Consider the following 21,585-nt stretch of genomic DNA (forward strand, 5'->3'; position numbering starts at 1 on the left):
AGAAGGGGTGGGTTCGCGAGGGGCGCGGGTTGCGCCGGGTACGGGCGGGAGGAGGACGCCCGGGTCAGGAGGACTTGAGGCGGTAGCGAAGGGCTGCGAGTTCAGCGTTCAGCGGGGCCGGGATGCGACCATCGAAGACACCGAAGAACTCCTCGGTGAGGTCGGCCTCGTGCAACCACGACTGGGGGTCGACCGCGAACAGCTCCTCGAGGTCCTCGGCCGGCACCTCGATGCCTTCGAGGTTGAGGTCCTCGATGCGAGGGAGCCGCCCGATGGGGCTGTCGACGGCGGGGACCTCACCGTCGACGCGCCGGACGATCCACTCGATGACCCGCGAGTTGTCGCCGAATCCCGGCCACAGGAACCGGCCATCCGTTCCCTTGCGGAACCAGTTGACCTGGAAGATCCTCGGAGCGCGGTCGAAGCGGAGCTTCTGGCCCATCTTGATCCAGTGACCGAAGTAGTCGGCCATGTTGTATCCGCAGAACGGCAGCATCGCGAACGGGTCGCGACGCAGTTCACCGACGGTGCCCTCGGCCGCGGCGGTGCGCTCGGACGAGATGGTCGAGCCGAGGAACACCCCGTGGGCCCAGTCAGTGGCCTCGACCACGAGCGGCACATTCGTCGCGCGGCGGCCCCCGAACAAGATCGCGTCGATCGGCACACCCTCGGGCGCATCCCAGTCGTCGGCGATCTGCGGGCACTGGTCGGCACGCACCGTGAAGCGGGAATTCGGGTGGGCGGCGGGTCGACCGGAGGCCGGCGTCCAGGGGTTGCCTTCCCAGTCGATCAGCTCTGCGGGCGGCTCATCGGTCAGGCCTTCCCACCACACGTCGCCGTCGGGACGCAGGGCGACGTTCGTGAAGATCGTGTTGCCCCAGAGGGTCTCCACCGCGGTGACGTTCGTGGACTCACCGGTGCCCGGAGCGACGCCGAAGAAGCCGGCCTCGGGGTTGATCGCCCACAGGCGTCCGTCATCACCCGGTCGCAGCCACGCGATGTCATCGCCGAGCGTCTCGACGCGCCATCCGGGAATCGTCGGGCGCAGCATGGCGAGGTTCGTCTTGCCACACGCCGACGGGAAGGCAGCGGCGATGTGGTACGCCTTCCCCTGGGGACTGATGACACGGATGAGCAGCATGTGCTCAGCCATCCACCCCTCGTCCCGCCCGATCACGGATGCGATCCGCAATGCGAAGCACTTCTTCGCGAGGATGGCGTTCCCGCCGTAGCCCGAGCCGTACGACCAGACCTCGAGGGTGTCGGGGAAGTGCACGATGTACTTCTCGTCATTGCACGGCCAGGCCACGTCCTCCTCGCCGGGAGCAAGGGGCGCCCCGACGGAGTGGACGGTCTTGACCCACGCCGCACCGTTCGCGATCTCCCGCAGGACGTCGGTGCCCACGCGCGTCATGATGCCGATCGAGGTCACCGCGTACGCACTGTCGGTGACCTGCACACCGATGTGCGAGAGCGGGCCGCCGACGGCTCCCATCGAGAAGGGAACGACGTACATCGTGCGGCCCCGCATCGACCCGTCGAACAGCGGGGTGATCGTCGCACGGATCTCGGAGGGCGCGACCCAGTTGTTCGTGGGGCCGGCATCTTCCTCCCGCTCCGAGGCGATGAATGTACGGGCCTCGGTTCGCGCGACGTCGCTCGGATGGGAACGAGCCAGGTACGAGCCGGGACGCCATTCGGGGTTGAGCTTGATGAGCTTGCCCTGGTCGACCTGCTCTCGCAACAGCGCGTCGTTTTCCGCGCGTGAACCGTTCACCCAATGGATGCGGTCGGGTTTGGTGAGCGCGGCGATCTCGTCGACCCACTCGATGAGGGCGTCCATACCGGGGCCGGAAATCGTCGGCAGCTGTCCTGAGGTGGACGCGGGCGCGGAGGCGGTGGGTCGAGTAACGTCGGCGATGGCCATTCTCGCTCCTGTCGTACGAAGGGGTCGCGGTGGGGTCTTTCTCTACTCTCGTGCAGGCTGAGCGTCGTTTGAAGCGACTACGTCTCGTAAGAAACGCACTTCTTTCGCTAGCATCAAGGAATGGCACCCACCAACCTCGAACTGGTGACTCTCGGGCACCGCATCCGTCATGAACGCGTCTCCCGCGGGTGGACCCTCGACGAGCTGGGCGCCCAGGTCGGCGTCGCGGGAAGCCAGCTGAGCCTCATCGAGAATGGGAAACGGGAACCGAAACTGTCCCTGCTCCAGGCGATCGCGCAGGCGACTGGACTCGAGGTCACCGACCTGCTCGCGGCGGAGCCGCCGAACCGGCGCGCAGCACTGGAGATCGAACTGGAGCGCGCACAGGCCAGCCCGGTCTTCCGTCGGCTCGGAATCGCCCCCGTCAAGGTGACCAAGGGGATGCCGGATGAGACGATCGAATCCATCCTCGGTCTGCATCGCGAGCTCGAGCGTCGCGAACGCGAAGCCATCGCGACCCCCGAGGAGGCGCGCCGGGCCAACACTGAGCTGCGGTTGCGGATGCGCGATCTCGACAACTACCTACCCGAGATCGAGAAGCTCGCCGAGAAGCAGCTTGCCGCAGCCGGCCATGTCTCCGGCGCTCTCACGCACCGGACAGTGAGCATCATGGCCGAGCGGCTCGGGTTCGAACTGCTGTACGTCAACGACCTGCCACAGTCGACGCGCTCGGTGACCGACCTGGAGAACGGGCGCATCTACTTGCCGCCGGCGTCGATCCCGGGCGGCCATGGGCTGCGGTCGATGGCGCTGCAGGCGATGGCGCACCGACTGCTGGGACACCAGCGACCGACCTCGTACGCCCACTTCCTGCAGCAGCGACTCGAGATCAACTACTTCGCAGCGTGCTGCCTGATCCCCGAGACGAACGGTGTCGCATTCCTGCAGCAGGCCAAGAAGGACCGCAACCTTGCCGTCGAGGACTTCCGCGACGCGTTCGGGGTGACTCATGAGGCAGCGGCGATGCGGATGACGAACCTCATGACGCAGCATCTGGGCATCCGTCTGCATTTCTTGCGCGTGGATGGCTCCGGGGCCATCTCCCGCGTCTACGAGAACGACGACCTGCCCCTGCCGATGGATGTAACGGGGGCTGTCGACGGACAGATCGCCTGCCGCAAGTGGTCAGCGCGCGCCGCGTTCTCGGAGCAGAACCGCACCACCGAGCACTACCAGTACACCGACACCCCGGCGGGGACGTTCTGGTGCTCCACCCAGACGGGGACCACCGCCGACGGCGAGTTCTCGATCAGCGTCGGGGTCCCGTTCGACGATGCACGGTGGTTCCGCGGGCGGGAGACCACCAAACGCGCGGTATCGACGTGTCCCGACCAGGCCTGCTGCCGGCGCGCTCCCGCCGAACTCACGGCCCGATGGGAGGGCAAAGCGTGGCCGAGCGCCCGCGTTCACATGCAGATGTTCACACCGCTCCCCCGTGGCAACTTCCCCGGTGTCGACGACTCCGAGGTCTACGCGTTCCTCGAGCGTCACGCGTAGCCTCTGCGTCGCGTGACGCTCGACGTCGTCGAGGTATGCACGAGCACCGCGAGGCGACGGCGCGAGGCGACGCGAACGCCGGATCCGTGGCACGCTGGAGCCGTGCGCGCCTGGGTGATCCGCTTCGTGACCCTCTATGTCTTCGACCTGGTCGTCTTGCTGCTGATCGGGCTGCTCATGCCTCAGGTGTCCGTCGGCTGGTCGGTGCTGTGGGCGGCCGTGGTCCTCGCCCTCGCGACGATCTGGGTGAAACCGGGCCTACGGCGATGGCTCGGCTCGCGGGCCGAGCGCTCCAGCCGTGGCCTGACGCGCGCGGGCGCGAAGCTCGTGCAGGCAGCGGTCGTGCTGCTGGTCGCGGCAGTCGTCTGGATACTCGTCGTCGTGTTGTCGGGGGTCAGCGTGTCCGGCCTGCTCTGGGGCTGGATCGCGCCGCCCGTCCTCCTCGTGATCGCGTGGTTCGTGTACGACCTCGTCGACGACCGCCTGGAGGCGCAGACCGGGCGACTGTGGGACGGCGCCCGCGGGGGCGACACCGCCGGGTACACCTAGGCGCTCAGTCGTCTCCGCCCGCGTCGCCGTCCCCATCGGATCCGCCGTCTCCCGCGCGCACCCGAGCGCGATCACCGTTCTCGCCGTCCGCGGACTGCGAGGCGACGGCCGGACCGTCGGGACCGCTGCGCAGCCAGGCGAGCACGAAGATGACAAGCCCCGCGATGAGCGCTGCGATGACCCACAGGACGATCAGGTAGTCGACCCACGATCCGATCGGCGGAGACCCGGGCAGGAAGTTGCGCAGCGGGATCGTCGCGAACAGCATCGCACCGATCCAGCCGAGCATCGTCGCCTCGATCCTGCGTCGTCCGCGGTAGACCGTGATGGCGGCCGTGAGCACGAGCACGGGCGCGATCACCATCAGCGTGAGCAGCACGACACCGAAGGCGATGGTGGATGCCGCCCGCGTGACGGTGAACTGCACGCCGAGCACCGTGATCGGCCCGTCTTCGGTCACCATGGATGCCGTCGACACTGCCTCGGCATCGACGTTCCAGCCGGGGACTCGACCATCGGCAGTCAGGCTGTACGGAATCGGCACGCCCTGCCCGTCGGCATCCGCTCGCAACGGGACGATCAGCGTTTCGGTGGTGTACCGGTCGAAGGGCCACTGCTCGATGAACCCGTCCAGCGTGAGCACGATGGTCTGCGGGCCGGCGACCTCCTCCGCGCCGTACTCGATCGTGCGCGACCCATCGGTTCCGGTCACGAGAATCTGCACGGTCTCGTCCATCGAGAACTGGTCTGAAGAGTAGGCGCCGAGGGGCCCGGGGGTGATGCGCAGCGTCATGTGACCGGCAGTGCCGTCGATATCGACCGGGGTCAGGGTCAGCACCAGTGGAGAGCCGTCGCCACCGCTCGAGACCTCGGCGTGGTCTATGCGACCACCGGCCGCATACAGCGCGATCACCACGACGTACAGCAGCGCAAGCGCGATGATCCCGCCGATCATTCCCACGCGCCGGCGGCGGGATCGGGCACGGAGAGCGGACATCACGGCGCCATTGTGCCAGAGCCACGCGACCGTGATGTGTCGCGCCCATGCGTCTAGGACAGGGCGGCCAGGGAGCCCCGTGCACTGGCGATGCGCTCGCCGGCATCGCGCAGCTCACGCTCGGCCGCCTCGCCCGCGCCGCCGGGTACCGAGGGCGCGTGCGCGGCGATGAGATCGAGATTGGCGCGCAGGTTCACGAGAGCTCCGCCGAGACCGGCGCGCACCGCCTCGCGGGCCACCGCGAGATCGGAGTCCAGGTGGCGGTTCCCCACCCGCTCGAGCACGTCGAGTTCGCCGACCAGCGCGATGCCGACCTCGCCGATATCGACGGATGACTGCGCGCCGCGCAGCGCCGCGTCGAGCAGACGGGCGTCCCGGTCAGGGTCGTCGGTCGGCAGCGCGAGGGCCGCACCCAGCGCGACGGATGCGCGACTGTCGGCATCCGATGCCGCCAGGGCTCGCACGCGAAGCGCGGCGACCCGCTCCCCCGCCGCGGTCGCGCGGTCCTGGCCCGGGGTGTATCCGGCCACCATCCGCAGCAATCCGGCACCGAGAGCGAGCATGACGGCACTCGCGGCACCGCCGCCGGGCGCACCGGTCGCCTCGGCGAGCCGGTCCAGCCACTGTTCGAGGGGCGTCGAGGCGGGGACGCCCGCGGGGTCAGCCTCGGTCACACGCCCCGCCGGTCAGCCGGCGAGCCGCTCCGCGGTCTCGACGACGTTCGCCACGAGCATCGCGCGGGTCATGGGACCGACGCCGCCGGGGTTCGGAGAGAGCCAGCCGGCGACCTCCGCAACGGCCGGGTCGACGTCGCCGGCGAGCTTGGCGCGGCCGGTCTCGGTGGTGCCGACGCGCGTGACGCCGACATCGAGCACCGCCGCCCCCGGGGCGATCCACTCGGGCTTCACCAGGTGCGGCTGACCGACCGCTGCGACGACGATGTCGGCCTTGCGCACCTGGGCTTCGAGGTCGGGGGTGCGTGAGTGCGTAAGTGTCACGGTGGCGTCGGTCCCCTTGCGGGTCAGCAGCAGCCCCAGGGGGCGGCCCACAGTGATGCCGCGTCCGATCACCGTGACATGCTTGCCGGCGATCTGCACGCCGTGACGGGTGAGCAGCTCGATGATCCCCGCGGGCGTGCACGGCAGCGGCGCCGGGATCGCCGTGGCAGGGTCCACGCCCAGCACGAGGCGACCGAGGTTGGTCGGATGCAGACCGTCGGCATCCTTGGCCGGGTCGATGAGCTCAAGGATGGCGTTCTCGTCGATGCCCTTGGGCAGCGGGAGCTGCACGATGAATCCCGTGACGGCGGGATCCGCGTTGAGCGCGCGCACCGCATCCGCGATCTCCTCCTGGGTCGCGGTCGCGGGCAGCTCGACGGCGATCGAGGCCACGCCGACCTCGGCGCAGTCGCGGTGCTTGCCGGTCACGTACGACCGCGATGCGCCGTCATCTCCCACCAGAAGCGTGCCCAGACCCGGCACGACGCCCTTGGCTGCGAGAGCGGCGACCCGCTCGCGCAGCTCCTCCTTGATCGTGGCGGCTGTCGCGGTACCGTCGAGCAGTTGTGCAGTCATTCGCGTCTCCTGTCGTCGCCCGGCGACATCAGCGTCCCGGGCAGATCACTACGTCGATAGGTATCCTACGGGGCGAGCCCCGATGCATCCAGACCGGGCGTGGTCGAACACCACCCCCGCCAGCGGCACCGGCACGCGCGGACGCGACCTACTGGGCGAGACCCGGATAGAGCGGGAAGGCTTCCGTCAATGTCGCCACCCGCGTACGCAGCGCATCCACGTCGGGATCGGGCAACAGGGCGAGAGCGATGATGTCCGCCACCTCGGCGAACTCGGCGTCACCGAACCCCCGCGTCGCAAGCGCGGGCGTCCCGATCCGCAGGCCCGAGGTGACCATCGGCGGGCGAGGGTCGTTGGGGACCGCGTTGCGGTTGACCGTGATGTGGATCTCGTGCAGCAGATCCTCGGCCTGCTTGCCATCGATCGCGGCGTTTCGCAGGTCGACGAGTACGAGGTGCACATCCGTCCCGCCCGAACGGACGGCGATGCCGGCATCGGCGACGTCGCACTGCGCGAGCCGGTCGGCGAGGATCTTCGCGCCCCGCACGGTGCGCTGCTGACGCTCGCGGAACTCGGGCGTGGCCGCGAGTTTGAACGCCGTCGCCTTCGCCGCGATGACGTGCATGAGCGGGCCGCCCTGCTGCCCGGGGAAGACGGCGGAGTTGATCTTCTTCGCGATCGCCTCGTCGTTGGTCAGGATGAAGCCCGATCGGGGCCCGCCGATCGTCTTGTGGACGGTGGACGACACGACGTGCGCGTGAGGAACAGGCGAGGGGTGCACGCCACCGGCGACGAGTCCGGCGAAATGCGCCATGTCGACCCACAGCAGTGCCCCGACCTCGTCGGCGATCTCGCGGAAGCGCGCGAAGTCGAGCTGGCGGGGGTAGGCCGACCACCCCGCGATGATGACCTGCGGTCGGTGTTCGACGGCAAGGCGGCGCACCTCATCCATGTCGATCAGGCTGGTCTCGGGATCCACGCCGTAGGCGACGATGTCGTAGAGGCGGCCGGAGAAGTTGGCCTTCATGCCGTGCGTCAGGTGCCCCCCGTGATCGAGGGAGAGCCCGAGGATCGTGTCGCCGGGCCGGGCGATCGCGTGCAGCACAGCGGCGTTCGCGGTGGCACCGGAGTGCGGCTGGACATTGGCGAACTCGGCGCCGAACAGGGCCTTGGCGCGTGCGATCGCGAGCTCTTCGGCGACGTCGACCTCCTCGCAGCCGCCGTAGTAGCGCTTCCCGGGGTACCCCTCGGCGTACTTGTTCGTGAGCACCGAGCCCTGGGACTGCAGGACCGAGACCGGCACGAAATTCTCCGAGGCGATCATCTCGAGATAACCCTGCTGGCGAGCCAGCTCACGGTCGAGGACCTGGGCGATCTCGGGATCGACTTCGGCGAGGGGGGCGGTGAAGAACGAGTCGCTCATGGCGTTCGGCTCCTTGGTGCGGGCGGGGCGTGGACGACGGCTTCGGGTGGGGTCCGTATCGACCCAGGCGTGCGGTCGAGTACCGTGTCGGTCGCTCCCCGGTGGTCATCCACCTCAACGCCAGTCGCGACACCCCGAGCATACCCGATCGCCCCGGGGCCTCGATCCGTCCGGTCGCCATTGGTAGAGTGAAGCCACCGTATTTGTTAGGACTCTTTACATGACCCTCGAGGCCCCGCCCGTGGCAGCTCCCGGACCCGTCCCGGGCGGACTCGTGCCCCTGCCCCGCGAGGTCGTCACCGAAGACGGCCCGGCCTTCGCTCTCACGGCGGGGTGCACCGTGGGCGGGGACGAGACCGCGGTCGGTGTTCTCACCGCCCTCGTGTCGGCACGCACCCAGGGTTCGATAGCCCTCCAGCGGGTCGCGACCGGTCCCCGGATTCTGCTCGCGACGACGGATGCCGCAGCTGCCGAGTCCTACACGCTGACCGTCTCCGACGCCGGCGTCGCGGTGGTCGGCGCCGACCCGGCGGGGCTGTTCTACGGCATCCAGTCCCTCGCTCAACTCATCGAGCCCGCCGCGGACGGATGGCGCGTTCCGCAGGTTCAGATCACCGACGCACCGCGCTTCTCCTACCGTGGCGTCATGCTCGACGTCGCGCGCCACTTCTTCCCCGTCGAGGTGGTCCTCGGCGTCATCGACCGGGCCTCGCAGCTGAAGCTCAATCGCCTTCATCTGCATCTGACGGATGACCAGGGCTGGCGCATCGCACTCCCCTCACGCGCAGCGCTCACCGAGCGGGCGTCGGCCACGTCCGTCGATGGCGATGCCGGCGGCCACTACACCGGTGACGACTACTCCCGCATCGTCGCGTACGCCGCCGAACGGCACATGACCGTCGTTCCGGAGATCGACCTGCCCGGGCACACGCACGCGGTCGGGGTGGCCTATCCCGAGCTCGCCGAGCCGCCCGTGCTCTCGGAGCACATCTGCGAGGTCGTCGAGACATACGGCAGCACTCTCCCGGTCGCCGGCGAACCGTACGAGGGCATCGCGGTCGGCTTCTCGTCGCTGCGTATCGGCGACCCTGCCACTGACGCGTTCGTGACGGATGTCGTCGCCGACCTCGCCGCGATGACCCCGGGCCCCTACCTCCATCTCGGCGGCGACGAAGCGCTCGGCACCGACCCCGGCGCGTACGCGGCGTTCGTGGCGCTCGCATCGCGCGCGGTCGCGGAGGCCGGGAAGACGCCGGTGCTGTGGCACGAAGCGGGCGCGGCAAGCGGCCTGTATCCGGGCTCGGTGGGACAGTACTGGGGCTTGCTCACGCCCGCCGACGGGATGGACGAGAAGGCACGCGGATTCGTCTCTCGCGGTGGGCGCCTCATCCTTTCACCGGCCGACGCCGTCTACCTCGACATGAAGGACTCCGCCGATTCGGAGCTGGGGCTCGTGTGGGCGAACGGTCCGACCAGCGTCGAGCGGTCCTACACATGGGAGCCGGCCACACTGCTCGAGGGAGTGGCGGAACGCGACATCCTCGGCGTCGAGGCGGCGCTGTGGACCGAAACGGTCCGACGCCCCGAGGACATCGACCTGCTCATGTTCCCGAGGATCGCGGCTGCCGCCGAAGCGGGCTGGTCTCCCGCGACAGGTCAGAGCCCGGCGCGCACCTGGGAGTCGTTTCGACAGCGGGTGGGCCGGCTCGATGGACTGTGGACTGCTCTGGGCATCCGCTTCCGCCGGTCACCGGAGATCCCGTGGAGCGGCGAGGAGGCACGATGACCACTCCGGATGCCGCGCTGACCGTCATCCACGGTGTCCGCCTCGTCTCCGACGGCGTCGAGATCCGTGACGGGTGGGTCCAGCTTCGCGGCGGCGTGGTCGGGGCGATCGGCGATGGAGACGGCTGGCGGGCGGGGGATGCGGGCGCGACCGTCATCGACGGGCGCGCCCTGGCGGGACCGGGGGCGATGCTCACACCGGGACTCATCGACATCCACGGTCATGGCGGGGGTGGTCACTCCTTCGAAGACGCCGAGGCCGACATCCGTGCCGCCCGCGATCTGCACCGCGCGCACGGGACGACCCGGGCCGTACTCTCCCTCGTTTCGGGCAGCATCCCGCACCTGGTCGACCGGGTGGCACGCATCGCGCGGATGACCCGGACGGATCCGGACATCCTCGGCTCACACCTGGAGGGCCCGTTCCTCGATCACGCACACCGCGGCGCGCACGACCCGCACGCGCTTGCGCTGCCGACTCCGGGCGCGATCGACGCGCTCCTGGATGCCGGCGCCGGGACGATCCGGCAGGTCACCCTCGCCCCCGAGCTCGACGGCGGCATGGACGCGATCCGCGCCTTCACCGACGCCGGTGTCGCCGTCGCGGTCGGGCACACGGATGCCGACTTCGCCGTGACCAGCCGGGCGATCGACGCCGGGGCACGCATCCTGACCCACGCGTTCAACGCGATGCCACCACTGCATCACCGGATGCCCGGGCCCGTGGCCGCCGCCACCGCCGACCCGCGGATGATCATCGAAGTGATCGCCGACGGCGTGCACGTGCATCCGGAGCTGGTCCGGATGCTCTTCGCCGCCGCCCCCGGACGCGTGACCCTCATCACCGACGCGATGGCCGCCGCGGGTGCCGGCGACGGACGCTACCTGCTGGGAGAGCTTGCGGTCGACGTCACCGGCGGGGTCGCGCGCCTGGTCGACGGCGGCGCGATCGCCGGGTCGACACTCACCCAGGATGCCGCCCTGCGCACCGCCGTCGCCGCGGGTGTCGCGCTCCCCGACGCCGTCGACGCGCTGACCGTCGTTCCCGCGAGAGCCATCGGCCGTCCGGGCCTGGGCATCCTGGCTCCCGGCTACGCCGCGGATGCCGTGCTCTGGGATGCCGATCTCACAGTGCGCGCCGTCTGGAGCGACGGCACGCGGGTGTGACCCCCGGCTCCGGCGGGCCGGGGGGGCGGACGCGCGGGAGCGCCTGCCGTCGATCTGTCCACCGGGCCGCATCCGGACACCGGCCTAGACTGGGAGCATGACCGAATCGCCCGGATCCGGCGTCCCCGCCGGAACTCGCCCCGCGCTGAGCGCCGTCGACGTGCTCGCGGTGCTCTGCGAGTTGTTCGCCTTCGGAACGCTCGCCTTCTGGGGATTCGCGGCCTGGCCGTTCCCCTGGAACATCGTCGCCGGCATCGTCGCGCCGGTGGTCGCGATCCTGCTGTGGGCACTGTTCGTGTCACCTCGCGCCGTGATCGTCGTGCATCCGTTTCTGCGCGCGATCGTCGAGCTGCTCGTCTACCTCTCGGCGACGATCGCCTGGTGGAGCATGGGGCTCGGCTGGGTCGGCCTCATCTTCGGGGTCATCGCCGTCACGGTCGGCGTGCTCGCCGGACGCCGCCGGCTGGCATGAGCGACGCGGACGTCCTCGCCCTGCTGCGCGCAGACCTCGGCGAGCGCGTCGACACGACGGATGCCTCCCTCGAGGCGGCCCGCGCCGACAAGTCGGGCCACGCCAGTACCGGCCGCCCCCTCGCCGTGGTGCACGCGCAGTCGGTCGACGACGTGCAGGCGACCCTCCGGATCGCCTCGCGCACTGGCACGCCGGTGGTCACTCGCGGTGCCGGTACGGGGCTCGCGGGCGGCGCGAACGCCGGCCCCGGGGAGATCGCCCTCTCGCTGCGACGCATGGACCGCATCCTCGAGGTGCGCCCCGACGATCTGATCGCGGTCGTCGAACCGGGCATCCTGAACGCTGAGCTGGGCCGCGCACTCGCCGAGCACGGACTGTGGTGGGCACCCGATCCCGCAAGCCGCGACATCTCGACGGTGGGCGGGAACATCGCCACCGGTGCGGGCGGGCTGCTCTGCACGAAGTACGGAGTCGTGCGCGATGCGGTGCTCGGCGTGGATCTCGTCCTGGCCGACGGCCGCCTGCTGCGGCTCGGGCACCGCACCGTCAAGGGCGTGACAGGCCTCGATCTGACCTCGCTGGTCATCGGATCCGAGGGCATCCTCGGCGTCGTGGTCGGGGCGACGCTGAAGCTGCGACGACTCATTCCCGGACAGGTATGCACCGTCGCGGCGACCTTCACCGATGCCGGCTCGGCGGCGACCGCCTGCAGCGCGGTCACGGCCGCGGGGCTCCAGCCGGCGATCATGGAACTGCTGGATGCGGCATCCCTCGCGGCCATCCACGCCCTGCTGAGCCTCGCGCCGCCCACCCCCGGCGCGGCCCAGGTCACGATCCAGACCGACGGCCCGACCGCTGAGACGGATGCCGCCGCCATCGCCGCCGTCCTGCGGGCCGCCGGAGGCACCGTCGCGGTCTCGACCGATCCCGCCGAGGGCGATCGGCTCCTGACGATCCGCAGGTCCCTGCATCCAGCGATGGCACGGCTGGGGACGACACTGATCGAGGATGTGTCGGTGCCCCGCTCGGAGCTGGGCTCGATGTTCACGCGCATCGCCGAGATCGAGCGGCGGTACGGCCTGGTGATCCCCACCGTGGCCCACGCCGGCGACGGCAACCTGCACCCGAACTTCATCTTCAGCGGCACCGAGGTGCCCGATATCGTGTGGCAGGCCGCGGATGAGCTGTTCCACGCTGCGCTGGACCTGGGCGGAACGCTCACCGGCGAGCACGGCATCGGCGTGCTCAAGCGGCGCTGGCTTGCCGAGGAACTCGGCGAGGACCAGTGGGACCTGCAGCGTCAGATCGCGCGCGTCTTCGATCCGCAGGGCATCCTCAATCCGGGCAAGGTCTTCACCCCGTGACGGGAGTGGTGCGCGTGAGCGCCGCCGTCATCGTCAGCGCGGACGGCCGGACCCTGGTGGTGCGCAAACGCGGAGCGCGAGTCTTCCAGCAGCCGGGCGGAAAGCCCGATCCCGGCGAGAGCGCGGTGGATGCCGTCGTCCGCGAGGTCGCCGAGGAGACCGGCATCCGTGCGGCAGCGGAGCGATTCCTGCCCCTCGGGCGATTCGACGCGGCAGCGGCGAACGAGCCCGGCCATCGGGTTGTCGCTGACGCCTTCCTGCTCCGCGTCCCCGACGCGTATGCCGTGCCGAGCGGCGAGATCACGGACCTGCGGTGGCTGACCGAGAGCGAGGTTGCGCAGACGCCGCTGGCCCCGCTCAGCCGTACCCACCTGATCCGCTTCGCCTGGGCCGACCTGGACCGCGCGATCTGACCCCCACGCGCCCGCCGGGGGCCGGCTAGAGACCCTGCCAGGCGGGCTTGTTCGCGTAGGCGTAGCGGTAGTAGTCGGCGTGCGCGAGCTCCGTGGCGGCGTCCTCGTCGACGACGACCGTGACGTGCGGATGCAGCTGGATCGCCGAGCCGGGGACGGATGCCGACACCGGCCCCTCGACGGCCGCCGCGAGCGCGCCGGCCTTCGCTGATCCGAAGGCAAGGAGCACCAGGTGTCCGGCATCCAGGATCGTGCCCAGCCCCTGCGTGATGCAGTGCATCGGCACCTCGTCCGCTGAGGAGAAGAACCGCGCGTTGTCGTGCCGGGTCTGCTGTGTGAGCGTCTTGACCCGCGTGCGGGACGCGAACGACGATCCGGGTTCGTTGAACCCGATGTGGCCGTCGGTGCCGATCCCGAGGATCTGCAGCGCGACACCCCCGGCATCCGCGATGGCGCGTTCGTAGTCCTCCCCCGCGTGCTCGATGCCGTCGAGTCGTCCGTCGGGCACCCGGACGCGGGCGGGATCGAGGCCCAGCGGTGCGACGACCTCGCGCGTGATCACCGAGCGGTAGCTCTGCGGATGAGCCGGATCGAGTCCGACATACTCGTCGAGCGCGAATCCGCGCACGCGCGAGACGTCGGCGCCTGCCAGCGCCGCAGGGAGCGCGTGGTAGACCGGAAGTGGCGTCGACCCGGTCGCAAGCCCCAGCACGATGTCGGGGGTGGCACGGATGCGGCGGACGATCTCGTCCGCGACGAGCCGGCCTGCCGCCTCTCGGTCAGGGACGATCACGATCTCAGCCATGGGGCACAGCCTCTCTTTCATCGATGGCCTCGGCGCCGAGGAGGGCGGCACCGAGCGCGGCGGCGGGAGCCCCAGCCGGCAGCATCTCGACGCGCTCGGCCAGGTGCAGGGAACGCAGGAACGCGGACTCGCGGGCGCTGGCATCGAGCTGCGCCGCGACCTCGGTGCGCAACCTCTTACCGAGCCCGGTGAGCCCGCCCCCGAGGACGACGGCGTCCACGTCCGCTGTGAGCACGAGCACCCGGATGCCCGCAGCGACCCCGTACGCGATCTGCGAGCGCAGCACGACGGCGGCCGCATCCCCGGCGTCGGCGGCGTCGAAGATGTCGCGGATGGGCAAGGCCCCGGGCCTCGCCCAGCGGGAGGCGACGGCCCCTCCCCCCGCGAACGCCTCGATGCACCCGCGCTGGCCACAGCGGCATCGGGGACCGGACGGGTCGACGGAGAGGTGCCCGATCTCACCGGCCGATCCGCGCGCGCCGCGCCACAGCGCCCCGTCCGAAACGATCGCGGCGGCGATCCCGGTGCCGAGGTTGAGATAGCCCATGCTTCCGGTCTCGGCCCGCAGCGCCGCGGCGCCCAGGGCCGCGGCCTTGACGTCGTTGTCGACGCGGACCGGCACGCCCAGGAGCGGCGCGACGGCCGCCACGAGGTCGAGTCGCTCGACCCCGAGGTTGACGGCGTGCTCGACCCGGCCGCTGCCCGGTTCGATCTGCCCGGGGATCCCGATCCCGACGGAGGCGATGCCCTCGGCGTCTGCCTCGGCACGCACCGCCGTGACGGCGTCGAGGACCGTCTGCACGACGGCATCCGGTCCCCAGCCTGTCGCCAGGCGCACGCGCGCGACGATGGTTCCGGATGCGGCGACGGCGACGGCATCCGTCTTGGTCCCTCCGATGTCGAGGCCGAGTCTCATCGCCCGCTCCCGGTGCGGAAGCGGTCAGTGGTGCGCGCGTTCATCAGCCCTTGACCGCCCCCGCGACCATGCCGCCGGTCATCCTGCGGTTGACGATGAGGAAGAAGACGATGACGGGGATCGCCATGATCGTCGAAGCCGCCATGACCACGGCCCAGTCGGTGGCCTTCGTGGCCTGCACGAAGGCACGCAGCCAGATGGGGAGGGTGAGCGATTCGGGCCGGGTCATGATGACCAGGGCGAAGACGAACTCGTTCCACGCCTGGATGAACGCGAACACGCCCGTCGCGATCAGCCCCGGCGCCAGCAGCGGGAACGTGACCCGCCAGAACGCGCCCGTGCGGCTGCATCCGTCGATCATCGCCGCCTCTTCGAGCTCGACGGGCACGCCCGCGACGAATCCCCGCAGGGTCCAGATCGTGAACGGCAGCACGAAGGCGATGTAGACGAAGCTCAGCCCGATGATCGTGTTGAGCAGGTACCAGCCGTCGAGCAGACGGAACACCGAGATGATCATCGCCTCGGCGGGGATCATCTGCACGACCAGGATCGCGATGATGAACGACCGGCGGCTGCGGAAGCGGTAGCGCGAGACGGCGAGCGCCGCGAGGAAGGCGAACACGAGCGCCGCGACGAGGGTGATCGCGGTAACCGCGACGGAGTTGCCGAGCGCCGTGAGCAGGCCCGCGTCGCCGAGCGCGGTCTGGTAGTTCGAGAGGGTGAACTGGTCGGGCCACCAGTGCGGCGTGGACGAGCGCACCGCGGATGCCGGCAGCAGCGACGTGTTGACCATCCAGTACACGGGGAAGATCGAGAAGAGGATGACGATCACGGCCGCGAGGTTGAGCAGGATGCGGCTCGACAGCCGCCGGGGACGCGCGTTCATGACTGCTCCTCCTGACGCAGCATCGTGCGGATCCAGTACCCCGAGACCAGCAGCAAGACGGCGACGAGGATGACCGAGATGGCCCCTCCGGCGCCGAGATCGCCCGAGGCCATCGAGACGCTGTAGATGTAGACGCCGATCGTGTTGGTCTCGGCGCGCACCCCGCCGATCGACTGCAGCGCGTAGATCTGCGCGAACACCCGCAGGTCCCAGATGATCTGCAGGATCAGCAGCACGAGCAGGATCGACCGCACGTACGGGACGACGATGAGACGGAAGCGCGCGAACCCGGATGCGCCGTCGAGAGATGCCGCCTCCATGACCTCGTCGGGCACCTGCGTGAACCCGGCGTAGGCGGTGAAGGCGACGAACGGCACGGCGCCCCAGGTGATGATGATCGCGGCGACCGCGAAGAAGCTCACGGGGTCGATGAGCCAGCTGTGGCCGGTCCAGTCGGTGCCGGTCAGGCGCGTGAGCACCCAGTTGACCAGGCCGTACTGGGTGTCGAAGATCCAGCCCCACACGATCGTGCCCGTCAGCGCCGGCATGGCCCACGCCAACAGCAACGCGACCGAGACGGCGGTGCGCATCGCGGCGCTCAGCTTCGTCATGAGGACGGCGATGAGGATGCCGAGCGCCATCGTGGCCGCGACGCTCACGACGCACAGCGCGATGCTGCGAGCCAGCACCGCCCAGAACTCGGGGTCGGTGAGCACCGCGGCGTAGTTGTCGAGGCCGATGAACTCGGGGGCGGCCCCGAAGATCTGGGCGCGACCGAACTCCTGGAACGACATCACCACGAGCTGGACCAGCGGCCAGCCGATGAAGACGACCAGCATGATCAGCGCGGGGGTGAGCAGCGTCACCGGGGCCCACGGGAAGCGTCGGCGCCGAGCGTCCGCGGGCGTGGGCTCGGGCGTCCCGTGCTCTGCCGGAGCGGCGGGGGCGATGACGGTGGCCATGACGGGGAGTCCTTCGACGTCGGGGCGGGACGCGCTGCGGGGGCACCCTGCGGCGCAGGGCGCCCCCGCGGCGGCGTCAGCCGTTGAGGATGGCTTCGATCTGCTCGTCGGCGTCGGCCGAGAGCGTCGCGATGTCGCCACCGTTGGCGATGTTGACGAACAGGTCCTGCATGATGCCCTGGGCCTCGACATCAGCCCAGTTCGGCGACGCCGGCGTGAGCTTGGCGTTGGCAGCGGCCTCGGCGATGACCGCCGCGAGCTCCGGGGTGGCCGCCGCGACGTCGCCGCCGAGCGAGACCTTCGCGGGCACGAGGCCCGCGCCGGCGAGGATCGACTGGTACTCGTCCGAGAGCATGATCTCAAGGGCCGACTTCGCCAGCTCCGGGTGCTGCGACTTCGCCGAGATGCCGACGTTCGAGCCGCCGGCGAAGACCTGAGCTGCCCCGCCGTCCATGCCCGGCAACGCGTAGTATCCGGTCGTGTCGACGACTGCCGTGTCGTTGCCGTCCTCGTCGGCGATGATCGACCAGTACGCCCAGCTCGGCGCGGAGTAGGTCGCCGACTCCTGCATCCGGAAGGGGACCCAGCCTTCGGCCTCGTCGCCGTCCTTGGGAGCAAGCGACGCCTTCGTCATGAGTTCCTGCACCTGAGCGAGGCCCGCCTGGGACTCGGGGCTCGACAGCTGTGCATCCCACTGGTCGCCATCCTGCACGGCGATCTCGCCGCCGTTCTCCCACACGAAGGGAAGCGCGTTGTACCAGTCCTTACCGGGGAAGTAGACGCCCGAGACGCCCGGCAGGGCTTCGGCGAGCGCGACGCCGCCCGAGACGTACTCATCGAGCGTGGTCGGCACGGCGACACCGGCCTGGTCATACAGCGCCGTGTTGTAGAACACGACGCGCGACCCCGAGTAGTACGGAGCGGCATAGAGCGTGCCGTCCCAGCTGCCGGCCTCGACGAAGCCGGGGAGAAGGTCGCTCCCGCCGAGCTGCTGCTCGATGTCGGCCAGGCTCAGGAGTGCGCCGCTGGAGGTGAACGCGGGCGCTTGCGTATTGCCCATCTCGACGATGTCGGGGCTGTCGTTGCTCGACAGGCTCGTCGTGAGCTTGTCAACCAGCCCGGTCCACTGCTGCTCCTCGATGACCAGGGTGCTGCCGGGGTTCTCGGCCTCGAAGGTCTCGACGAGATAGTCCCGCGCTTCCTGGGGCGTATCGGTGCCGACGAGCCAGACGCGGATCTCCGCGGCCTCGGGGGTGTCGCTGGGGGTGCCGCCGCCGGCGCAGCCGGCCAGCACGAGCGCTGCGGTGCCCGCGAGGGCGAGCGCTCCGAGCTTTCTGTTCATGGTGCCTTCCTTCGTTTCTCTCGGTTTCGGAAGAGGTCGGGCGACCTATCCGGGGGGGGTATTTGGTGGAGTGCCCGCTAGGACACCCCGAGCCGGTCCGACAGGACCATGACGGCCGCACCGCGCAGCACGATGTCCTGGCCTTGCGCCGTCATCCGGACGCGCACTCCGTCGTGGAACCGTGCCAGCGTGCGCGAGCGGATCGTCTCGACCGTCGCCTCGGCCAGAGGCCCGGCAAGGAGCTGATCGGGGCCTGACAGGACGATCTCGGCCACGTCGAGCGCGCCGACGATCGGTGCGAGCGCGATCCCGAGGCGCTCGCCGGCATCTCGGAGCTGCTGGTCCCGCTCCGCGGGTGTGCGTGCACCGGCGATCCGTGCAGACAGCGCCGGAACCGATAGCCACGCCTCCAGGCATCCGATCTTGCCGCACGCGCACTGCGGACCACCGTCGGTTCCGACCGTGACGTGGCCGATCTCGCCCGCGGCGAAGTGTGCGCCGCGCATGGGCTGTCCGGCGGAGACCAACCCGGAACCGACGCCGCGCCCGACCTTGACGAGGACGACGTCGTCGCCCGCTCCTCCGAAGGTGTACTCGGCGAGGACGGCAGCGTTGGCGTCGTTGGCGACGAGGACGGGTAGGGCGAGGGATTCCTCGAGGATGCTGCGCAGCGGAAGCTGCGTCCACCCGAAGTTGGGTGCGCTGAGGATGACCCCGTTGTTGTCCACGACACCGGGCGCGCCCACGCCGACGCCCAGCACGGGAGCGTGGGCGTCAGCGACGAGGCGCTGGGCAAGCTCGATCACGGCGTCACGAGCCTCGTCAGCGCCGCGGGGTGCGGCAACGTCGTGGCGGGCAACGATGTCGCCGTCGAGTGTCAGGACCGCTCCGAGGAAGGAGTCCGGTCCCGAGAGGTCGATGCCGACGATGCGGTGACCGACTCTGTCGAGGTCGACCACCATGGCAGGCTTTCCGGGGCCGGATGCCTCCCGGGTACCGAGCTCGGCGACCAGACCGTCGGCGATGAGCTCTCCGACAAGGTCGGAGATCGTGACGCGCGTCAGCCCCGTCTCGCGCGCGAGGTCGGCGCGGCTCATGGCACCGTCGTGGAACAGCGTCTGCAAGACCAGCGAGCGGTTATGCGCTCGAGCGTGCTCGGGAAGCACCTTGACCCGGCGCAGACCGCGGCGCTGGACGCTCGCGGCCGAGGCCGCAGCGTTCGTCGAGGTCGCAGACCCCTCGCGCGACCTCGTGAGGGTGTGCGCGGATTCCGTGGAAGAGCCGCGCTGCACTTCCGATGCAGTCATGTTTGTTAGTAGACCTTACGAACAAACGAACCGCAAGCGGTCGGTGGAGTTTGAACGGACTGTTTACAAAACCGTTACATCCGCGGGGAAGGGCAGCGGACCTCTTCCCCCGGCCTCCTGTTCCGGGGTAGCGGGACAAGAGCCGTAACATGCCAGAGGCGCCTCTTGCCGCAAGGAAAGGAACCCCGCGTGCCCTATTTCGACCTCTCCCCCGCCCAGCTCGAGGCGTACCTGCCGGAGATCGACGAGCCTGCCGACTTCGACGAGTTCTGGGCCACGACGCTCGACGAGTCCCGGCAAGCGGGGTGGGAACCGCGCCTGACGCCCGTGACCTCGCCGTTGCGCTCGGTCGACGTGTTCGATGTGTCGTTCGCAGGCTTCGGTGGAGACCCGATCAGCGCCTGGCTGCTCCTGCCGACGGGGGCCGAGGAGCCGCTTCCCGCGATCGTGGAGTTCATCGGCTACGGCGGCGGCCGGGGCCTGCCCTCCGAACGTCTCGCCTGGTCGGCGGCGGGCTACGCCCACCTCATCATGGATACGCGTGGGCAGGGCTCGACGTGGGGCGCGGGGGGCGGCACGCCCGACCCGCATGGCACCGGCGCATCCACCAACGGGTACATGACCCGCGGTGTCGAGGACCCCGCGACCTACTACTACCGCCGGGTGTTCACGGATGCCGTCCGCGCCGTCGACGCCATCCGCACCCTCCCCGGGATCGACGCGTCCCGCATCGCCGTGACCGGCGGAAGCCAGGGCGGTGGGATCGCGCTCGCTGCCGGCGGGCTCGCGGAGGGACTCGTCGCGGTCATGCCCGACGTCCCCTTCCTCTGCCACTTCTCCCGCGCGATCGGCTTGACCGACCGCGAGCCGTACCAGGAGATCGTCCGCTATCTGTCCGTCCACCGCGGTGCGCGCGAGCGCACGATGCGGACGCTGTCCTACGTCGACGGCGTTTCGATGGCCCGCCGCGCGACGGCGCCGGCGCTGTTCTCGGTCGCGCTCATGGACACCACCTGCCCGCCGTCGACCGTGTACGCGGCGTTCAACCACTTCGCCCATCCGACCAAGCGCATCGTCGCCTACGAGTTCAACGACCACGAGGGCGGTGGGGCCTACCAGTGGCAGCAGCAGGCGGCCTTCCTCTCGGAGCTCGGCATCCAGTGAGCCAGGCCACGCCCGCCACCGTCGCGATCGACGCCGGCCAGACCGGGATGAAGGTTCGCGTGCGCACCGACACCTCGGTCGGCGAAGCCGTCCTCCCGGGCGTGCGCACCGATCTTCCGGTGCTTGCGCAGATCGGTGCGGCAGCGCGACAGATCGCCGACGAGTTCGACCTCGACATCCGTCACCTCGCGGCCGGCATCTCGGGGCTCACGGATGCCGAGACTGCACCGTCTCGGCTGCGCGAGCTGGCCTCCGGCGCCGGCGCCCGGCGCGCCGTCATCGCTCATGACGCGACCACCTCGTACCTCGGCGCTCTGGGCACGGCACACGGTGCCGTCGTCGCCGCAGGAACGGGCGTGGTCACGCTCGGCGTCGGACCGGCGGGCGTCGCCCGTGTCGACGGATGGGGTTACCTCATGGGGGATGCCGGCAGCGGATTCTGGCTCGGACGTGAAGGCCTGGTCGCCGCGATGCGAGACCACGACGGGCGGGGACAGCCGACGGCGATCACGGCGGTCGTGCGTCGGCGCTGGCCGGATCTCGAGCAGGCCTACATCGACCTGCAGGCTGATCCCGCGCGGGTGAGCATCGTCGCATCCTTCGCCGCTGAGGTCGCACGGGCCGGCGCCGACGGTGACGAGGTGGCGCTGGGCATCCTGCGCCGGGCCGGGGACCTGCTGGCCGAGAGCGCACTGACCGCGCTGCGTCGCGCCGGTGTGGACGCGGACCCAGCCGTCTGCGCGATCGGCGGGGTCTTCCGTTCCGAGGCCCTGCGCGAGGAGTTCGCGGCGGCGCTGCGCCGGGGACGTGCAGACGCCCGCGTGGTCGATGCGGCGGGGGTGGGGATCGACGGCGTCGAGGCTCTCCTCGAGCTTCCCGCGCAGCATCCGTTGGCTGCCTTCACCTGGTCAGCAGCTGGCTAGTCCTTCAGCGCGACCGGTAGCGCGCTCGGTCGCGCCGTTGTGCGAGTGTGGC

20 protein-coding genes and 1 riboswitch are annotated in these 21,585 nt (G+C 70.1%); of the genes, 9 read left to right on the top strand and 11 right to left on the bottom strand.

Annotated elements, in window-relative coordinates; all coding sequences use genetic code 11:
- Window positions 1-64 precede the first annotated feature (64 nt).
- Entirely contained in the window at window positions 65-1,927 is a 1,863-nt protein-coding gene (locus tag AC3ENO_RS12125; protein ID WP_434970874.1) for a phosphoenolpyruvate carboxykinase (GTP), read from the bottom strand.
- 120 nt (window positions 1,928-2,047) lie between these two features.
- Here AC3ENO_RS12125 and AC3ENO_RS12130 point away from each other — a divergent pair, with 120 nt between their 5' ends.
- Both AC3ENO_RS12130 and AC3ENO_RS12135 read left to right on the top strand, forming a co-directional pair.
- On the top strand, window positions 2,048-3,484 hold the full coding sequence (locus tag AC3ENO_RS12130) for a helix-turn-helix domain-containing protein (protein ID WP_434970875.1): 1,437 nt from the start codon (window positions 2,048-2,050) through the stop codon (window positions 3,482-3,484).
- A gap of 12 nt (window positions 3,485-3,496) precedes the next feature.
- Complete coding sequence (locus AC3ENO_RS12135; protein WP_434970876.1) at window positions 3,497-4,033, top strand: hypothetical protein; 537 nt, start codon at window positions 3,497-3,499, stop codon at window positions 4,031-4,033.
- A 4-nt stretch (window positions 4,034-4,037) separates the two neighbouring features.
- Here the strand turns inward: AC3ENO_RS12135 and AC3ENO_RS12140 are convergent, their stop codons facing one another.
- From AC3ENO_RS12140 to glyA, 4 genes are all read right to left on the bottom strand, one after another.
- Window positions 4,038-5,030, bottom strand: coding sequence for a DUF4436 family protein (locus tag AC3ENO_RS12140; protein WP_434970900.1), 993 nt, complete (start codon window positions 5,028-5,030; stop codon window positions 4,038-4,040).
- Window positions 5,031-5,083: 53 nt separating this feature from the next.
- Entirely contained in the window at window positions 5,084-5,704 is a 621-nt protein-coding gene (locus AC3ENO_RS12145) for a cyclodeaminase/cyclohydrolase family protein (RefSeq protein ID WP_434970877.1), read from the bottom strand.
- Window positions 5,705-5,716: 12 nt separating this feature from the next.
- Window positions 5,717-6,604, bottom strand: coding sequence for a bifunctional methylenetetrahydrofolate dehydrogenase/methenyltetrahydrofolate cyclohydrolase (locus AC3ENO_RS12150; RefSeq protein ID WP_434970878.1), 888 nt, complete (start codon window positions 6,602-6,604; stop codon window positions 5,717-5,719).
- A 148-nt stretch (window positions 6,605-6,752) separates the two neighbouring features.
- The gene (gene glyA, locus AC3ENO_RS12155; RefSeq protein ID WP_434970879.1) at window positions 6,753-8,027 is read right to left on the bottom strand and encodes a serine hydroxymethyltransferase; all 1,275 of its coding nucleotides are present in this window, start codon (window positions 8,025-8,027) and stop codon (window positions 6,753-6,755) included.
- A gap of 54 nt (window positions 8,028-8,081) precedes the next feature.
- Window positions 8,082-8,165, bottom strand: a riboswitch (ZMP/ZTP riboswitch).
- 82 nt (window positions 8,166-8,247) lie between these two features.
- On the opposite strand from glyA, the gene AC3ENO_RS12160 reads away from it, so the two are divergent.
- The 5 genes from AC3ENO_RS12160 (at window position 8,248) to AC3ENO_RS12180 (ending at window position 13,228) form a co-directional block, all read left to right on the top strand.
- On the top strand, window positions 8,248-9,813 hold the full coding sequence (locus tag AC3ENO_RS12160) for a family 20 glycosylhydrolase (protein WP_434970880.1): 1,566 nt from the start codon (window positions 8,248-8,250) through the stop codon (window positions 9,811-9,813).
- A complete protein-coding gene (locus AC3ENO_RS12165; RefSeq protein WP_434970881.1) occupies window positions 9,810-10,979 on the top strand; it encodes an N-acetylglucosamine-6-phosphate deacetylase in 1,170 nt (389 codons plus the stop codon). Before AC3ENO_RS12160 ends, AC3ENO_RS12165 begins: the two co-directional genes overlap by 4 nt.
- Window positions 10,980-11,076: 97 nt before the next feature.
- Window positions 11,077-11,451: a YrdB family protein gene (locus AC3ENO_RS12170; RefSeq protein ID WP_434970882.1), complete on the top strand. Its 375-nt coding sequence runs from the start codon at window positions 11,077-11,079 to the stop codon at window positions 11,449-11,451.
- Entirely contained in the window at window positions 11,448-12,815 is a 1,368-nt protein-coding gene (locus AC3ENO_RS12175; protein ID WP_434970883.1) for an FAD-binding oxidoreductase, read from the top strand. The genes AC3ENO_RS12170 and AC3ENO_RS12175 overlap by 4 nt, the downstream gene beginning before the upstream one ends.
- Window positions 12,812-13,228, top strand: coding sequence for an NUDIX hydrolase (locus tag AC3ENO_RS12180; protein WP_488185779.1), 417 nt, complete (start codon window positions 12,812-12,814; stop codon window positions 13,226-13,228). The genes AC3ENO_RS12175 and AC3ENO_RS12180 overlap by 4 nt, the downstream gene beginning before the upstream one ends.
- Window positions 13,229-13,253: 25 nt before the next feature.
- Here AC3ENO_RS12180 and AC3ENO_RS12185 read toward each other — a convergent pair whose 3' ends face one another.
- The 6 genes from AC3ENO_RS12185 to AC3ENO_RS12210 form a co-directional block, all read right to left on the bottom strand.
- Window positions 13,254-14,033, bottom strand: coding sequence for a glucosamine-6-phosphate deaminase (locus tag AC3ENO_RS12185; protein WP_434970885.1), 780 nt, complete (start codon window positions 14,031-14,033; stop codon window positions 13,254-13,256).
- Window positions 14,026-14,949 carry an ROK family protein gene (locus AC3ENO_RS12190; RefSeq protein WP_434970886.1) on the bottom strand — a complete coding sequence of 308 codons (924 nt, stop codon included), beginning with the start codon at window positions 14,947-14,949 and terminating at the stop codon, window positions 14,026-14,028. The genes AC3ENO_RS12185 and AC3ENO_RS12190 overlap by 8 nt, the downstream gene beginning before the upstream one ends.
- Window positions 14,950-14,992: 43 nt before the next feature.
- The gene (locus AC3ENO_RS12195) at window positions 14,993-15,835 is read right to left on the bottom strand and encodes a carbohydrate ABC transporter permease (protein ID WP_434970887.1); all 843 of its coding nucleotides are present in this window, start codon (window positions 15,833-15,835) and stop codon (window positions 14,993-14,995) included.
- Window positions 15,832-16,797: a carbohydrate ABC transporter permease gene (locus AC3ENO_RS12200; RefSeq protein ID WP_434970888.1), complete on the bottom strand. Its 966-nt coding sequence runs from the start codon at window positions 16,795-16,797 to the stop codon at window positions 15,832-15,834. Before AC3ENO_RS12200 ends, AC3ENO_RS12195 begins: the two co-directional genes overlap by 4 nt.
- A gap of 76 nt (window positions 16,798-16,873) precedes the next feature.
- Window positions 16,874-18,139 (bottom strand): extracellular solute-binding protein, encoded by a 1,266-nt coding sequence (locus AC3ENO_RS12205; RefSeq protein WP_434970890.1) that lies wholly within the window; start codon window positions 18,137-18,139, stop codon window positions 16,874-16,876.
- 77 nt (window positions 18,140-18,216) lie between these two features.
- Window positions 18,217-19,446 carry an ROK family transcriptional regulator gene (locus AC3ENO_RS12210; RefSeq protein ID WP_434970891.1) on the bottom strand — a complete coding sequence of 410 codons (1,230 nt, stop codon included), beginning with the start codon at window positions 19,444-19,446 and terminating at the stop codon, window positions 18,217-18,219.
- A gap of 189 nt (window positions 19,447-19,635) precedes the next feature.
- Between AC3ENO_RS12210 and AC3ENO_RS12215 the strand changes: the two genes are divergently transcribed.
- Window positions 19,636-20,610, top strand: coding sequence for an acetylxylan esterase (locus tag AC3ENO_RS12215; protein WP_434970892.1), 975 nt, complete (start codon window positions 19,636-19,638; stop codon window positions 20,608-20,610).
- Complete coding sequence (locus AC3ENO_RS12220) at window positions 20,607-21,533, top strand: N-acetylglucosamine kinase (protein WP_434970893.1); 927 nt, start codon at window positions 20,607-20,609, stop codon at window positions 21,531-21,533. Before AC3ENO_RS12215 ends, AC3ENO_RS12220 begins: the two co-directional genes overlap by 4 nt.
- Window positions 21,534-21,585 lie beyond the last annotated feature (52 nt).

This window comes from Microbacterium sp. bgisy207 (assembly GCF_057706855.1).

Excerpts from the sequence above, each read along its gene's own strand:
- AC3ENO_RS12125 (WP_434970874.1), bottom strand. The coding sequence starts at position 1,927 with ATGGCCATCGCCGACGTTACTCGACCCACCGCCTCCGCGCCCGCGTCC.
- AC3ENO_RS12130 (WP_434970875.1), top strand. The coding sequence starts at position 2,048 with ATGGCACCCACCAACCTCGAACTGGTGACTCTCGGGCACCGCATCCGT.
- AC3ENO_RS12140 (WP_434970900.1), bottom strand. The coding sequence starts at position 5,030 with ATGTCCGCTCTCCGTGCCCGATCCCGCCGCCGGCGCGTGGGAATGATC.
- AC3ENO_RS12150 (WP_434970878.1), bottom strand. The coding sequence starts at position 6,604 with ATGACTGCACAACTGCTCGACGGTACCGCGACAGCCGCCACGATCAAG.
- glyA (WP_434970879.1), bottom strand. The coding sequence starts at position 8,027 with ATGAGCGACTCGTTCTTCACCGCCCCCCTCGCCGAAGTCGATCCCGAG.
- AC3ENO_RS12160 (WP_434970880.1), top strand. The coding sequence starts at position 8,248 with ATGACCCTCGAGGCCCCGCCCGTGGCAGCTCCCGGACCCGTCCCGGGC.
- AC3ENO_RS12165 (WP_434970881.1), top strand. The coding sequence starts at position 9,810 with ATGACCACTCCGGATGCCGCGCTGACCGTCATCCACGGTGTCCGCCTC.
- AC3ENO_RS12170 (WP_434970882.1), top strand. The coding sequence starts at position 11,077 with ATGACCGAATCGCCCGGATCCGGCGTCCCCGCCGGAACTCGCCCCGCG.
- AC3ENO_RS12175 (WP_434970883.1), top strand. The coding sequence starts at position 11,448 with ATGAGCGACGCGGACGTCCTCGCCCTGCTGCGCGCAGACCTCGGCGAG.
- AC3ENO_RS12185 (WP_434970885.1), bottom strand. The coding sequence starts at position 14,033 with ATGGCTGAGATCGTGATCGTCCCTGACCGAGAGGCGGCAGGCCGGCTC.
- AC3ENO_RS12190 (WP_434970886.1), bottom strand. The coding sequence starts at position 14,949 with ATGAGACTCGGCCTCGACATCGGAGGGACCAAGACGGATGCCGTCGCC.
- AC3ENO_RS12195 (WP_434970887.1), bottom strand. The coding sequence starts at position 15,835 with ATGAACGCGCGTCCCCGGCGGCTGTCGAGCCGCATCCTGCTCAACCTC.
- AC3ENO_RS12200 (WP_434970888.1), bottom strand. The coding sequence starts at position 16,797 with ATGGCCACCGTCATCGCCCCCGCCGCTCCGGCAGAGCACGGGACGCCC.
- AC3ENO_RS12205 (WP_434970890.1), bottom strand. The coding sequence starts at position 18,139 with ATGAACAGAAAGCTCGGAGCGCTCGCCCTCGCGGGCACCGCAGCGCTC.
- AC3ENO_RS12210 (WP_434970891.1), bottom strand. The coding sequence starts at position 19,446 with ATGACTGCATCGGAAGTGCAGCGCGGCTCTTCCACGGAATCCGCGCAC.